Origin of the sequence: Streptococcus mitis (assembly GCF_047459985.1) — a bacterium.
GTDB lineage: Bacteria > Bacillota > Bacilli > Lactobacillales > Streptococcaceae > Streptococcus > Streptococcus mitis_DZ.
Map to the genome: position 1 here is coordinate 35,676 of NZ_JASHHD010000015.1, position 12,832 is coordinate 48,507.

A 12,832-nucleotide genomic window follows, 5' to 3' on the forward strand; every position below is an offset into this window, starting at 1 on the left:
ATTGAAAAGGTCTCACTTATTGAGATCTTATGCTCAGAATTATGTTAGTATCATACAAATGGTTAAAAGAATTGGTGGACATTGATGTGCCATCACAAGAGTTGGCTGAAAAAATGTCAACTACAGGGATTGAGGTAGAAGGTGTGGAATCACCTGCTGCTGGTCTCTCAAAAATTGTCGTCGGTGAGGTCTTGTCTTGCGAAGATGTGCCAGAAACTCACCTCCATGTTTGTCAAGTTAACGTTGGCGAAGAAGAAGCACGTCAAATTGTTTGTGGTGCACCGAATGTGCGTGCTGGTATCAAGGTTATGGTGGCACTTCCGGGAGCTCGCATCGCTGACAACTACAAAATCAAAAAGGGAAAAATCCGTGGTTTAGAGTCACTTGGGATGATCTGTTCACTTGGTGAATTGGGCATTTCTGACTCAGTTGTGCCTAAGGAATTCGCAGATGGCATCCAAATTTTGCCTGAAGACGCCGTTCCAGGTGAGGAAGTCTTCTCATATCTAGACTTGGATGATGAAATCATCGAACTTTCAATCACCCCTAACCGTGCGGACGCCCTTTCTATGCGTGGGGTGGCTCACGAAGTGGCAGCCATCTATGACAAGGCGGTCAACTTTAAAGAATTTACTCTAACAGAAACAAATGAAGCTACGGCAGATGTTCTTTCTGTCAGCATTGAAACAAACAAGGCATCTTACTATGCAGCTCGTATCTTGGACAATGTGACCATCGCACCAAGTCCACAATGGTTGCAAAACCTCCTCATGAACGAAGGAATCCGTCCTATCAATAACGTTGTGGACGTGACAAACTACATCTTGCTTTACTTTGGTCAACCTATGCATGCATTTGACTTGGACACTTTTGAAGGAACTGACATCCGTGTGCGTGAAGCGCGTGCTGGTGAGAAATTGGTGACCTTGGATGGTGAAGAGCGTGAGTTGGACGTGAATGACTTAGTCATTACTGTCGCAGACAAGCCAGTAGCCCTTGCAGGTGTCATGGGCGGACAAGCGACAGAAATCTCTGAAAAATCTAGTCGTGTCGTTCTTGAAGCTGCTGTCTTCAATGGTAAATTTATCCGTAAGACAAGCGGTCGCCTGAATCTTCGTTCAGAATCATCTTCTCGTTTTGAAAAAGGCATTAATGTGGCAACAGTCAATGAGGCTCTTGATGCAGCAGCTAGTATGATTGCTGAACTTGCAAGTGCGACGGTCCGTAAAGGTATTGTTTCAGCGGGGGAACTTGATACTTCTGATGTGGAAGTTTCTTCAACCCTTGCAGACGTTAACCGTGTCCTTGGAACTGAGCTTTCTTATGCTGATGTAGAAGACGTCTTCCGTCGTCTTGGATTTGGTCTTTCTGGCAATGCAGAGAGCTTTACCGTCAGCGTTCCTCGTCGTCGTTGGGATATCACTATCGAGGCAGACCTCTTTGAAGAAATCGCTCGTATCTATGGATATGATCGCTTGCCAACTAGTCTTCCAAAAGACGATGGTACAGCTGGTGAATTGACAGCCACACAAAAACTTCGCCGTCAAGTTCGTACGATCGCTGAAGGAGCAGGTTTGACAGAAATCATCACCTACGCTCTGACAACTCCTGAAAAAGCAGTTGAGTTTACGGCTCAACCAAGTAACCTTACTGAACTTATGTGGCCAATGACAGTGGACCGTTCTGTCCTCCGTCAAAATATGATCTCAGGTATCCTAGATACAGTTGCTTACAACGTGGCTCGTAAGAATAAAAACTTGGCTCTTTACGAGATTGGAAAAGTTTTCGAGCAAACAGGAAATCCAAAAGAAGAATTGCCAAATGAAATCAATAGCTTTGCCTTTGCCTTGACAGGCTTGGTTGCTGAAAAAGATTTCCAAACAGCAGCAGTTCCAGTTGACTTCTTCTATGCTAAAGGAATCCTTGAAGCCCTCTTTGCTCGTTTGGGACTAGAAGTGACCTATACAGCTACAGCTGAAATTGCAAGCCTACACCCAGGCCGTACAGCTGTGATTTCACTGGATGACAAAGTTCTTGGTTTCCTTGGACAAGTGCATCCAGTCACTGCTAAGGCTTATGATATTCCAGAAACTTATGTAGCTGAACTTAACCTCTCAGCCATCGAAGCTGCGCTCCAACCTGCTGCTCCATTTGTGGAAATCACGAAATTCCCAGCAGTTAGCCGTGATGTTGCCCTTCTCCTCAATGCAGAAGTGACTCATCAAGGAGTTGTAGATGCTATCCAAGCTGCCGGCGTGAAACGTTTGACAGATATCAAACTCTTCGACGTCTTCTCAGGTGAGAAATTGGGACTTGGTATGAAGTCAATGGCTTATAGCTTGACTTTCCAAAATCCAGAAGACAGCTTAACGGATGAAGAAGTCGCACGCTATATGGAAAAAATCCAAGCATCACTTGAGGAAAAAGTGAACGCAGAAGTGCGTTAAAGTATCAATCCATCCTTCGGGGTGGATTTTTTTTCATTGAGTATCAAGTAACAATTCAGGATCAAAAATAGACAGTTGAGGAGCAGAGGAGATAAATTGGAGTTTACCACTGTATAATGGATTTATCACTAAAAGTGCTCCAGATCATATTTTACATAGCAATAGTCTTCTAAAAATGGACAGAAGTCATTGTAAAGGCTATCAAAAAGGTGTATAATGGGTGAAAGAAATTTCGGAGGTGAAAGATGCTAGAAGTAAGAAGTCTAGAGAAAAGTTTTGGATCCAAGCAAGTTTTGTTTGGTATTGACTTTCAAGCGCGACCAGGTCGTATTTTGGGACTAGTCGGAAAAAACGGTGCTGGGAAGACAACGATTTTCCATAGTATTTTGAAATTTTTAGAATACCAAGGAGAAATCAGTCTGGATGGTCAGGATATTCGCCAGGAGACCTATGCTCGGATTGGTTATCTGCCTGAAGAACGCAGTCTGATGCCTAAATTGACTGTACTTGAACAAGTTCGCTACTTGGCGACTCTAAAAGGTATGGATGCTAAGGAAATCAAGGAAAAACTCCCTCAATGGATGAAGAGGTTGGAAGTAAAAGGAAAGCTGACTGATAAAATCAAGAGTCTGTCAAAAGGAAATCAGCAGAAGATTCAGCTCATTATTACTTTGATTCATGAACCAGACTTAATTATCTTGGATGAGCCTTTCAGTGGATTGGACCCAGTCAATACTGAATTGCTCAAACAAGTCATTTTTCAGGAAAAAGAGCGTGGAGCAACCATTATCTTTTCTGACCATGTCATGACCAACGTCGAGGAACTTTGTGACGATATTCTGATGATTCGAGATGGCCGTGTGGTCTTGCATGGTCCGGTTCAGGATGTCCGCAATCAATACGGAAAAACGCGTCTCTTTGTTTCAAGTGAACGAAGCAAGGAAGAATTGGAAAACCTTCCTCATGTCAAACAGGTGAGCTTGACTAAACAAGGCAGTTGGAAATTGATTTTGGAAGACGAGAGTGCTGGAAGGGAACTCTTCCCAATCTTGACTCAAGGGCAATATATCGCAACCTTTGACCAACAAGCGCCAACAATCGATGAAATCTTTAAACTAGAATCAGGAGTGGAAGTATGAGAAATATGTGGGTAGTTATTAAAGAAACTTATCTGCGACATGTCAAGTCCTGGAGTTTCTTCTTTATGGTGATTTCGCCCTTCCTCTTTTTAGGTTTGTCTGTAGGAATCGGCTATCTCCAAGGGTCGTCTATGGCTAAAAATAGCAAGGTGGCAGTGGTGACGACTGTACCATCTGTGGCAGAAGGGCTCAGGGATACCAATGGTATTAACTTTGACTATCAGGATGAAGCCAGTGCCCAAGCTGCTATCAAGGATGAAAAAATCAAGGGTTATCTAACTATTGATCAAGAGGATAGTGTCATCAAGGCCGTTTATCATGGTGAAACCTCGCTTGAAACAGGTATCAAGCTAGCAGTAACCAATAAACTCAATGAGCTTCAAGATCAACTCAATCGCTCGGCAGCTAATTTGTCCCAAGAGCAGGAAAAACGCCTGGCTCAAACTGTTGACTTTACTGAGAAGATTGACGAATCCAAGGAAAATAAAAAGCTGGTCCAAACCATTGCGGCTGCAGGGCTTGGTTTCTTCCTTTATATGATCTTGATTACTTATGCTAGTGTCACTGCTCAGGAAGTGGCTAGTGAGAAAGGGACTAAAATCATGGAGGTGGTCTTCTCCAGCATTCGAGCTAGCCATTATTTCTATGCTCGTATGCTTGCCTTGTTACTTGTGATTTTGACTCATATCGGCATCTATGTCGTGGGTGGTGTCGCTGCCATTCTGCTATTTAAAGATTTGCCATTATTAGCTCAGTTTGGTATTTTGAACCATTTGGGAGATGCTTTCTCTCTGAATACCTTGCTCTTTATTTTGGTCAGTCTCTTTATGTACGTAGTTTTGGCGGCCTTCCTAGGTTCCATGGTTTCTCGTCCTGAGGACGCAGGAAAAGCCTTGTCGCCTTTGATGATTTTGATTATAGGTGGTTTTTTTGGCGTTACTGCTCTAGGCGCTGCAGGGGATAATTTGGTTTTGAAAATTGGTTCCTACATACCCTTCATTTCAACCTTCTTTATGCCATTTAGAGCCATTAATGGTTATGCAAATGGCCTAGAAGCTTGGATTTCTCTTGCAATCACGATTGCTTTTGCAGTAACTGCAACAGTCTTTATCGGGCGCATGTACGCCAGTCTAGTTCTACAAACAGATGATTTAGGTCCTTGGAAAACCTTTAAACGTGCCTTATCTTATAAATAGAAGAGCCTCGCGAAAGCGAGGTTTTCTAGAGAAAAAAAGAGTGGAATTTAGAAAAATATTTTTCATATCTATTGACTTTTAGGGGTGAAATTTGGTATGATAGTAGGCGGTATTGTTTACCCCATTTGAAAGGCCCCGGAACCTTCCAAATACTTTTCGATGGGAAGGAACACCCATCACCGTAAACAAAAATCGAACTATATATAGGAGAAATCATGAACAAAACAACATTTATGGCTAAACCAGGCCAAGTTGAACGTAAATGGTACGTAGTTGATGCAACTGATGTACCACTTGGACGTCTTTCTGCAGTAGTTGCTAGCGTACTTCGCGGAAAAAACAAACCAACATTTACACCACACACTGATACAGGTGACTTTGTGATTGTTATCAATGCTGAAAAAGTTAAATTGACTGGTAAAAAAGCAACTGATAAAATCTACTACACTCACTCAAACCACCCAGGTGGATTGAAACAAATCTCTGCAGGTGAACTTCGTTCTAAAAATGCAGTACGTTTGATCGAGAAATCAGTTAAAGGTATGCTTCCACACAATACTCTTGGCCGCGCTCAAGGTATGAAATTGAAAGTATTCGTTGGAGCTGAGCACACTCACGCTGCACAACAACCAGAAGTTCTTGATATTTCAGGACTTATCTAAGGAAAGGAACAATAAAGTATGTCACAAGCACAATATGCAGGTACTGGACGTCGTAAAAACGCTGTTGCACGCGTTCGCCTTGTTCCAGGAACTGGTAAAATCACTGTTAACAAAAAAGATGTTGAAGAGTACATCCCACACGCTGACCTTCGTCTTGTCATCAACCAACCATTCGCAGTTACTTCAACTGTAGGTTCATACGACGTTTTCGTTAACGTTGTAGGTGGTGGATACGCAGGTCAATCAGGAGCTATCCGTCATGGTATCGCTCGTGCCCTTCTTCAAGTAGACCCAGACTTCCGCGATTCATTGAAACGCGCAGGACTTCTTACACGTGACTCACGTAAAGTTGAACGTAAGAAACCAGGTCTTAAGAAAGCTCGTAAAGCATCACAATTCTCAAAACGTTAATCAATACGATTATATCAACGTTTACAGACATTCAAGAATTATCTCTTGGATGTCTTTTTTGTTTCAAAAAATCAAAGTTCACCCCAAAATTCACCCCATATTCACCCCATCAATTTTTTAAACTACGAAAAGCAATATCACCTACAGTCTGATTGACTTTATCTTTGATATTAACGTAAGTTTTTGTAATCTCTTTATCACTATGAGTAAGAGCTTCTGAGAAGGCTTCAAGAGAAACCCCAGCTTGTTTTGCGAGTGTCGCACCAGTATGTCTTAGTTGTGTGGGGAAGCTGGTGCTAGTTCAGGGTGCCTGCGTCTGACTGATTTCATCTTGATAAAACTTAAAATCTTTCTAATTATAACAAAGCATAGTCAAAAAGCTATGACCTCTATATTCACAAAAAAATCCAGACCAATACTAGTCCAGATTTCTTGTCTATTAAACACTCTTTTCAAAGAATGGAAGAACGGCTGTAACGGATTTGTCAACGCAATTATTTAACTGTGAGAATCCGACGCACATAAATTTTAAATGGTGTCTCAGTCACATTTAAATTTATGAGACGCTTAGACGTTAGGCTTTCAATTTATCAAATTTTGATTTGATGTTTGCCTTGAACTCTTCAAGTTTGGCCTTGCGATCTGCTTTACGTTCAGCCTTCATTTGCGCACGCGCTTGGTTGTAGAGGTCTTCTTGGACTTGCAGGGCTGCTTCAACTTCAGCTACGACGGTTGCTACATCCCAACGCACGATTTGGGTGTCGTACTTGGTGAAGTAAGCATCGATGACTGCTTCGTTGTTTTCTTGCACCAAGGCGACAACGGCTGTTTCGCCGTCGATCAATTTTTGAGACACAACGTCAATCAAGCCAGCTTCTGCCGTATCAACGGTATCACCAGCAGCCAAACCATAGAGGCTGCCAATACCATAACCAAACAAGACGCCGATAGGACCACCCAAAAGCCCGATAACTGCACCGAGCAAGCCACCTTCTAGGGTTGCATCCGTCGTTGAATCTTCAAAGTCATAGCGTTCTTTTTCAACGATGTGACCGTTTTCATTTTTGACCAAGGCGATTTGAGCAACCTTGGTCGTCTGAGTTTGGCGGAAAGCCTTCAAATCCGCAAAGGACTGATAAGCTTCGCTTTCAGTGTTAAAGACTGAAACTACTAGGTTTTCCATAGTTAGTACCTCTTTTCTAAATATACACATTCATTATAATACAGTTTCAATCATTTTTCAATCATTTTAGTGCGACATTTTAATTGATATGTCGCGTTTATCAGCGTTAAAGAACAGTTTCAGGCAGCGGTATATCTTTGCCATATCCCAGCCCAGACACTCTGGAGACTCTGAGTGACTATCAAGAAAGATGTCCATCAGATTCTTAAAGCCTCCCGTGCAAAAAGTAAATAAATAGTGTTTTTCCTGTATGCCTGTCACACGGCTAAAAGACCGCTTGACCAAATCTTCCAGAAAATTATAGCAGATATTATGTACCAGCTCTGTGTAGCGAGTCTGATGAGCGTGCCGAATCACATCGACGCTTTTATAGAATCTGCCAACTGTTTCCTTATGGTCGAATCCTTGAAAGAAGTCGCTTTATTCGTCGGTCAAGACAATTAATTTGGCTGGTGCAACTGATTCGCCAAGCTATGAATAAGCAATTATTACCTTTTGAAAGCGAAAATGGCAATTATGAAGGTGAATCTACTCAGGTCTTAGTTCTTCTATCTAATTACTATGCAGACAAAAAACTATTTGATGAAAATACAGATGGATATGGAAATATCTTGATTTTAAAGGATTCATCCATCATTTCTAAATTATCGGTTATCCCAGATTTATTAAAAAGGGGATCTAGTAGGTAACAATAATATCGAATATATCAAAGCACGCAATATTTGGATTTCTTCAGAGGTTGAGTTAGAGTCAGATATTGATGGGGATAAGTAGGATAATCTGCCAGTAGATATAAAAATACTAGAAAACAGGCTTGAAAAAGGCTCGTAAAGCTAGCCAGTTCTCTAAACGTTAATTCGTTGCTGGACAGCAGAATACAAACGAAAACACTTTGCATCTTGCAAGGTGTTTTTTTCTATGAGAACTGGCGGTGCGCAATTAGGATAGCTCTAGCGACTTTAGTCGCATAGAGATATGCTATGCACAGTTGCCCCAAGAAAACAAGCGAAGCGATGTTTGATTGGATGGCAACCACTGCACTCAAAACGTTAATCAACACGATTATATCAACGTTTACAGACATTCAAGAATTATTTCTTGGATGTCTTTTTTTGTTCAAAAAACTAAAGTTCACCCCAAGTTCACCCTATTGCTTTTTGAGACTTCTAAAGGCTATTTCTCCTGCTGTTTGATTTACTGTTTCAGTAGTATTGACATAAGTCTTCGTTATTTTGATGTCACTATGAGTAAGTGCTTCTGAAATAGCTTTGATAGATATTCTAGCCTGTTTGGCTGGTGTGGCGCCTTGAATATTATGCTTATCCATAGTATTTTGTGTTATAATGTAGAAACAATACAGAAAATAAAAGAATCTTTTTAAATTCTGTAAATTTCACTTTGTGTAAACATGAGAAAATGTTGAATGTAGATAATGATGGGGGAGGCTTTGAAATGATCAGTTTAGAGTTGTTGTCTGAAGCAAATAGTTTAGATGTCTATTCTTTTGAAAAAGAAAATCGAGAGTATTTTGAACGAAATTTACCTCCTAGACCAGCTAACTATTTTGATTTAGAAGGTTTTAAAGAAATTACAAGGGAGTTGTTAACGGAACAAAGGAATCGTGATGTCTATATGCATCTTATTAGAGATTCGCAAGGCGTTATGGTCGGGAGAATCAATTTAAGTGTCTTAGATGGTGATCGGAAAACAGCAGAACTTGGGTATAGAATTGGGGAAAATGTTACCAATTTAGGTTATGCAAGCGAAGCGGTTAGACTCGTTTTAGACAAAGCGTTTACTACTTATGGTTTTAATAGAATCATTGCAGGAACAGCAAGAGATAATCTAGCTTCTCAGAGAGTGCTTTTAAAAAATGGCTTCACCTTTAGTAGAATGATAGAAAATGACTTACAAATTCATAATGAGTGGGTTCATACAGCAGTATTTGAGGTAAGGAGACCATAATATCATCATTTCCAGTCTATTAACAAGGTTAATGGAGTTATATTCTTTCCAGACATTCAAGAATTTTCTCTTGGATGTCTTTTTTTGTCTATCTTAATTTTACAAAATGGGAACTATGTTATAATAAGTAATATGATTACAGACTGAAAATTGTAGATTATCACTTGGAACGGAGGCAACTAATGAGAAATAAGGTTGCTAAAATAATTGCTATTGTACTCATTCTTATATTTGGAGGAACATATATATATAACAAGCTGACTAAACCAAATCTAGGCCCGAAAACAACCAAACTCTATCAGCATGGTTTTCGTTTGCTAGAAGAGCAAATAGGAACCTACATCAAAGAACACTATAGAGGTATTGAAAAGATTGAATTTTCCCCAATATACATTACTGAGGAAGGGTCAACATTCTCAAATGCGTACGTGCGTCCAACTATTTATGATAAGTATGGAAATAAGGCTACTCTAGGAACTCCAATTAATAACTTTAATCCAAGCAGTTTTGGTATCGTTTCTGATGTTCTTCTCAATTTTGATGGAGGCGGGAATGAAGCTATAGATTTAAAGGACTCCAATGGAAATAATATCGATGTTTCTAAAGCACAGCACTTGCCAGATGAAGCAAAACTCACGAAGGCTAGAAGTACAGATGAAAATATTTCTTTATTGGTTCAAGACAATCAGCTAAAGGATGTTGTTAAGGATGAAAAAGGAAGTCCTGAAGCTGAAATCATTTATAATGTTGAGCTAAGCAAAGGAAAAGAATGATATGACATTATCTGATCAGGAAGTTCGAAGATTACAATAACTATTCCCCTATTTAAAAAATATTGATTCAAATTTTATGAAATAAATCAGTAGATATCGTTCTGAAAAGCCTTGATATGTCGTTGTTTTTAGTCCAACTGAAATTCATACTTTCCAAACCAGGCTTGAAAAAAGCTCGTAAAGCATCACAATTTAGTAAACGTTAAAACTTATTTAAACTTATTGAAAGCATTTCGTATCAAAAATACGGGATGCTTTTTCTGTTCACCCCAAATTTTTGTAACTAGGTGATACTTGAAATTAATACAAATTTGGTTGTTTTTGATAAATCTAAGCAACACTAAATGATGAAGTGAAAGGGGATGAATCTTTGATAGTAGTCATTTATTGTGAAATATGATATATTTATTAATTAGATGGATGAATACTTCTAGAGTTAAATATAGCATAATAGGGACAGACTTTTTGGTTTATTTTTGTTTGTAGTCGGATTATGAAAGAATATCCAATATTATGCGATAAGATAGAATGTTACAAAAAAGAAAGGGGATGCAATCCGATGAAGAAAGACAGATTAATTGTATTGACAGATGCTGTTCTAGCAATTATTATGACCATCTTGATTTTAGAGTTAGAAAAACCAACAACACCAAGTCTTGAAGCTTTTTGGGATTTACGGCAAAATTTCTTTGCTTGTTTTCTTTCCTTTTTCTGGTTGGGATCGTTATGGATGGCACTAAACACATTATGGGAAAAGGTTGAGAAAATTTCCTCAGAAATTATTTGGTGGAATTTGTTTCTACTCTTGGAGCGGCAGGAGTTCTCTTTGGAGAATTTCATGCCATCCAAGATACCAGTCTGAATGATGTGGTGGACCGGATCTATATAAATGTCAAGGATTTACCGTTTCAGTCCTTGGGAGCTTTAGCTAATATCCTGTCTGATGTTAAGAAGGGACTGATTCAAGACAGTCATATCTGGTCTTTCTTCCAGTCATTTTTCAAACAATATCAGTTGATAATCAGCTTAAATCAGATCTATCAGTTTGTCTATCTTTCTCTGATGGAGATCATGTCCTATCTTCACTTTGATTATTGGAAAAAACGGCTCGGTCAGGAGCTAGTATGAATAAGGAGAACAAATGAGACGTTTAAAAATGTTATGGCATATTATACAGGTTACGGGTTTTACTCGGTTTGCTCTGAGTTTTGTGACCTTTGTTTTTGGGTCAGGAGGCGTGCTTTTCCTAGTTGAACCTGCTATCACAAATTACGGAGACGGTCTTTGGTATGCTTTTGTGACTTCGACGACTGTCGGCTACGGGGATCTCCTAGCTGTGACCTTGATTGGAAGGATTACCAGTGTCTTCTTGACGATTTATGGGCTCATATTTTTTGGCTGTTTATCAGCTGTTATTATTAATTATTATACCGATTTAAATAAGGAAAGAGGAGAGGACAAATGACTGCCAATTATTCAACACGGGAATACCGTGAGAAATTATACGATGACCTTCATGTTCGATTGAGAGATACAGCGATTTTGATGTGTGCAATTTTTATTGCCTCTATCGGTCTAAATATGAATTCAACAGCTGTTATTATTGGAGCCATGTTAATTTCACCTCTCATGACACCGATTGTTGGACTGGGATTCGGTTTAGCTATTTTTGATACGCGTTTAATCAAGCAATCTCTAGAGGTTTTATTGACTCAAGTGTTGGTCAGTTTGCTTGTCTCGACTCTGTATTTCTGGATTTCTCCCTTATCTTATGCAAGTAGCGAGTTGATTGCACGAACCTCTCCAACCATTTGGGATGTTCTCATTGCTATCGCGGGTGGGATAGCAGGTTTCATTGGTTCAAGGAAAAAAGAAGCAAACAATATCGTACCAGGAGTAGCCATCGCAACAGCTCTGATGCCACCTATCTGCACTGCAGGATATGGTTTAGCTAATGGAAATGTACGATTTTTATTTGGGGCTCTTTATCTTTTCTTGATCAACTGTGTCTTTATCATGCTAACCAATATTGTTGGAACAAGAATTTTAATGAGAAAATCTCCTTTAAGTTCATTTAAAGAGCTAAACATGAAAATGAAAATTGGGTTGATATCCTTGATTGTATTATTGGTCCTTCCAGCCAGCTATTCAGCAGTCACTCTGACGATGGATCAAGCGCGAAAAGAAGGGATCAAACAGTTTGTAGGAAAAGAGTTCGCCAATCATACGATCATTAATCAAGTCTACAAGTCAAGTAGCAATGAATTGGTCTTGACAGTTGTTGGAGATCCGATTTCAGAAGAAAAATTAGAAACCATTCGCCAAAAGCAGGCCTCTTACGGTATTCAATCTGTTCAATTGAAAGTCAATCAAGTCCATAATTCGACAAAATTAGATAGTGAGACGACCAAGGAATTTTACGAAAACATTGACAAGTATATCGATCAAAAACTCTCTGAAAAAGATTCACAAAACGATCTCGTAAAAGAAAATGAAGCAGACAAGGATTGAGGACAATGAACTGAATCGGTTTTTACGCCGTGTTTTTCTTGTATCTTCCTCTTTCTTACTTATAGCAGGTTGTTTTTGCTTGAATAAGAAATAAATTAGAAGTTCTATCATCTAAGAAAAATGATGAAAAAAATCATTTAACTAATGGTGTGAACGTTTAGTGTTTATCAGCTCCATTCTCTGTAATTTTGGGGGTAAAATCCACACCATTTAGATAAAATTAGTTGAATTTGATTGGAAAAACGCTTTTATAAAAGCGGAGAAAAGTCTTGATATTACGCTGTTTTTAGTCCAACTGAAATTCATACTTTCCAAACCAGGCTTGAAAAAGGCCCGTAAAGCGTCACAATTTAGTAAACGTTAAAACTTATTTACATTTATTAAAAGCATTTCGTATCAAAAATACGAGATGCTTTTTTCGGCTCTTTGTCAACTGTAGTGGGTTGAAAAAAGCTAACATCTGGAGAGGACGATCGTCGTTCTCTCCATTTTTATATTCAGAGCGATAAAAATTCGTTTCTTAAAGTTTTCAAAGTTCCGAAAAC

The 12,832-nt window shown here is 39.2% G+C and carries 13 protein-coding genes and 3 pseudogenes; 13 read left to right on the top strand and 3 right to left on the bottom strand.

Annotated elements, in window-relative coordinates:
- The first annotated feature begins 41 nt into the window (after nucleotides 1-41).
- The 5 genes from pheT (at nucleotide 42) to rpsI (ending at nucleotide 5,855) form a co-directional block, all read left to right on the top strand.
- A complete protein-coding gene (gene pheT, locus QM959_RS08060) occupies nucleotides 42-2,447 on the top strand; it encodes a phenylalanine--tRNA ligase subunit beta (RefSeq protein WP_414372607.1) in 2,406 nt (801 codons plus the stop codon).
- A 245-nt stretch (nucleotides 2,448-2,692) separates the two neighbouring features.
- Complete coding sequence (locus tag QM959_RS08065) at nucleotides 2,693-3,586, top strand: ABC transporter ATP-binding protein (RefSeq protein ID WP_084925866.1); 894 nt, start codon at nucleotides 2,693-2,695, stop codon at nucleotides 3,584-3,586.
- On the top strand, nucleotides 3,583-4,782 hold the full coding sequence (locus QM959_RS08070; protein ID WP_414372601.1) for an ABC transporter permease: 1,200 nt from the start codon (nucleotides 3,583-3,585) through the stop codon (nucleotides 4,780-4,782). Before QM959_RS08065 ends, QM959_RS08070 begins: the two co-directional genes overlap by 4 nt.
- Before the next feature lie 215 nt (nucleotides 4,783-4,997).
- Nucleotides 4,998-5,444 carry a 50S ribosomal protein L13 gene (gene rplM / locus QM959_RS08075; protein WP_001044624.1) on the top strand — a complete coding sequence of 149 codons (447 nt, stop codon included), beginning with the start codon at nucleotides 4,998-5,000 and terminating at the stop codon, nucleotides 5,442-5,444.
- Between the two features lie 18 nt (nucleotides 5,445-5,462).
- Nucleotides 5,463-5,855 (top strand): 30S ribosomal protein S9, encoded by a 393-nt coding sequence (gene rpsI, locus QM959_RS08080; RefSeq protein ID WP_000075973.1) that lies wholly within the window; start codon nucleotides 5,463-5,465, stop codon nucleotides 5,853-5,855.
- A gap of 109 nt (nucleotides 5,856-5,964) precedes the next feature.
- Here the strand turns inward: rpsI and QM959_RS08085 are convergent.
- A pseudogene (locus tag QM959_RS08085) lies at nucleotides 5,965-6,188 on the bottom strand (tyrosine-type recombinase/integrase); the annotation flags it as partial.
- Between the two features lie 241 nt (nucleotides 6,189-6,429).
- On the bottom strand, nucleotides 6,430-7,038 hold the full coding sequence (locus QM959_RS08090; RefSeq protein WP_000429535.1) for a DUF1269 domain-containing protein: 609 nt from the start codon (nucleotides 7,036-7,038) through the stop codon (nucleotides 6,430-6,432).
- 350 nt (nucleotides 7,039-7,388) lie between these two features.
- Between QM959_RS08090 and QM959_RS08095 the strand changes: the two are divergent.
- Both QM959_RS08095 and QM959_RS08100 read left to right on the top strand, forming a co-directional pair.
- Nucleotides 7,389-7,532, top strand: a pseudogene (locus tag QM959_RS08095) (IS982 family transposase); the annotation flags it as partial.
- 3 nt (nucleotides 7,533-7,535) lie between these two features.
- Nucleotides 7,536-7,809 (top strand): annotated as a pseudogene (locus QM959_RS08100) (diacylglycerol kinase family lipid kinase); the annotation flags it as partial.
- A gap of 376 nt (nucleotides 7,810-8,185) precedes the next feature.
- Here the strand turns inward: QM959_RS08100 and QM959_RS08105 are convergent.
- Complete coding sequence (locus tag QM959_RS08105) at nucleotides 8,186-8,365, bottom strand: site-specific integrase (protein ID WP_414372603.1); 180 nt, start codon at nucleotides 8,363-8,365, stop codon at nucleotides 8,186-8,188.
- 125 nt (nucleotides 8,366-8,490) lie between these two features.
- On the opposite strand from QM959_RS08105, the gene QM959_RS08110 reads away from it, so the two are divergent.
- The 6 genes from QM959_RS08110 (at nucleotide 8,491) to QM959_RS08135 (ending at nucleotide 12,287) form a co-directional block, all read left to right on the top strand.
- Nucleotides 8,491-9,003 carry a GNAT family N-acetyltransferase gene (locus QM959_RS08110; RefSeq protein ID WP_049473333.1) on the top strand — a complete coding sequence of 171 codons (513 nt, stop codon included), beginning with the start codon at nucleotides 8,491-8,493 and terminating at the stop codon, nucleotides 9,001-9,003.
- Nucleotides 9,004-9,185: 182 nt separating this feature from the next.
- Entirely contained in the window at nucleotides 9,186-9,776 is a 591-nt protein-coding gene (locus tag QM959_RS08115) for a hypothetical protein (protein ID WP_021154426.1), read from the top strand.
- 559 nt (nucleotides 9,777-10,335) lie between these two features.
- Nucleotides 10,336-10,638, top strand: coding sequence for a TMEM175 family protein (locus tag QM959_RS08120; RefSeq protein WP_004240734.1), 303 nt, complete (start codon nucleotides 10,336-10,338; stop codon nucleotides 10,636-10,638).
- On the top strand, nucleotides 10,563-10,904 hold the full coding sequence (locus tag QM959_RS08125) for a hypothetical protein (RefSeq protein ID WP_000397556.1): 342 nt from the start codon (nucleotides 10,563-10,565) through the stop codon (nucleotides 10,902-10,904). Before QM959_RS08120 ends, QM959_RS08125 begins: the two co-directional genes overlap by 76 nt.
- A gap of 13 nt (nucleotides 10,905-10,917) precedes the next feature.
- Nucleotides 10,918-11,241, top strand: a complete 324-nt coding sequence (locus QM959_RS08130; RefSeq protein ID WP_001253404.1) for a potassium channel family protein — start codon at nucleotides 10,918-10,920, stop codon at nucleotides 11,239-11,241.
- Nucleotides 11,238-12,287, top strand: a complete 1,050-nt coding sequence (locus QM959_RS08135; RefSeq protein WP_414372605.1) for a TIGR00341 family protein — start codon at nucleotides 11,238-11,240, stop codon at nucleotides 12,285-12,287. The genes QM959_RS08130 and QM959_RS08135 overlap by 4 nt, the downstream gene beginning before the upstream one ends.
- Nucleotides 12,288-12,832 lie beyond the last annotated feature (545 nt).

Excerpts from the sequence above, each read along its gene's own strand:
- pheT (WP_414372607.1), top strand. The coding sequence starts at position 42 with ATGTTAGTATCATACAAATGGTTAAAAGAATTGGTGGACATTGATGTG.
- QM959_RS08065 (WP_084925866.1), top strand. The coding sequence starts at position 2,693 with ATGCTAGAAGTAAGAAGTCTAGAGAAAAGTTTTGGATCCAAGCAAGTT.
- QM959_RS08070 (WP_414372601.1), top strand. The coding sequence starts at position 3,583 with ATGAGAAATATGTGGGTAGTTATTAAAGAAACTTATCTGCGACATGTC.
- rplM (WP_001044624.1), top strand. The coding sequence starts at position 4,998 with ATGAACAAAACAACATTTATGGCTAAACCAGGCCAAGTTGAACGTAAA.
- rpsI (WP_000075973.1), top strand. The coding sequence starts at position 5,463 with ATGTCACAAGCACAATATGCAGGTACTGGACGTCGTAAAAACGCTGTT.
- QM959_RS08090 (WP_000429535.1), bottom strand. The coding sequence starts at position 7,038 with ATGGAAAACCTAGTAGTTTCAGTCTTTAACACTGAAAGCGAAGCTTAT.
- QM959_RS08105 (WP_414372603.1), bottom strand. The coding sequence starts at position 8,365 with ATGGATAAGCATAATATTCAAGGCGCCACACCAGCCAAACAGGCTAGA.
- QM959_RS08110 (WP_049473333.1), top strand. The coding sequence starts at position 8,491 with ATGATCAGTTTAGAGTTGTTGTCTGAAGCAAATAGTTTAGATGTCTAT.
- QM959_RS08115 (WP_021154426.1), top strand. The coding sequence starts at position 9,186 with ATGAGAAATAAGGTTGCTAAAATAATTGCTATTGTACTCATTCTTATA.
- QM959_RS08120 (WP_004240734.1), top strand. The coding sequence starts at position 10,336 with ATGAAGAAAGACAGATTAATTGTATTGACAGATGCTGTTCTAGCAATT.
- QM959_RS08130 (WP_001253404.1), top strand. The coding sequence starts at position 10,918 with ATGAGACGTTTAAAAATGTTATGGCATATTATACAGGTTACGGGTTTT.
- QM959_RS08135 (WP_414372605.1), top strand. The coding sequence starts at position 11,238 with ATGACTGCCAATTATTCAACACGGGAATACCGTGAGAAATTATACGAT.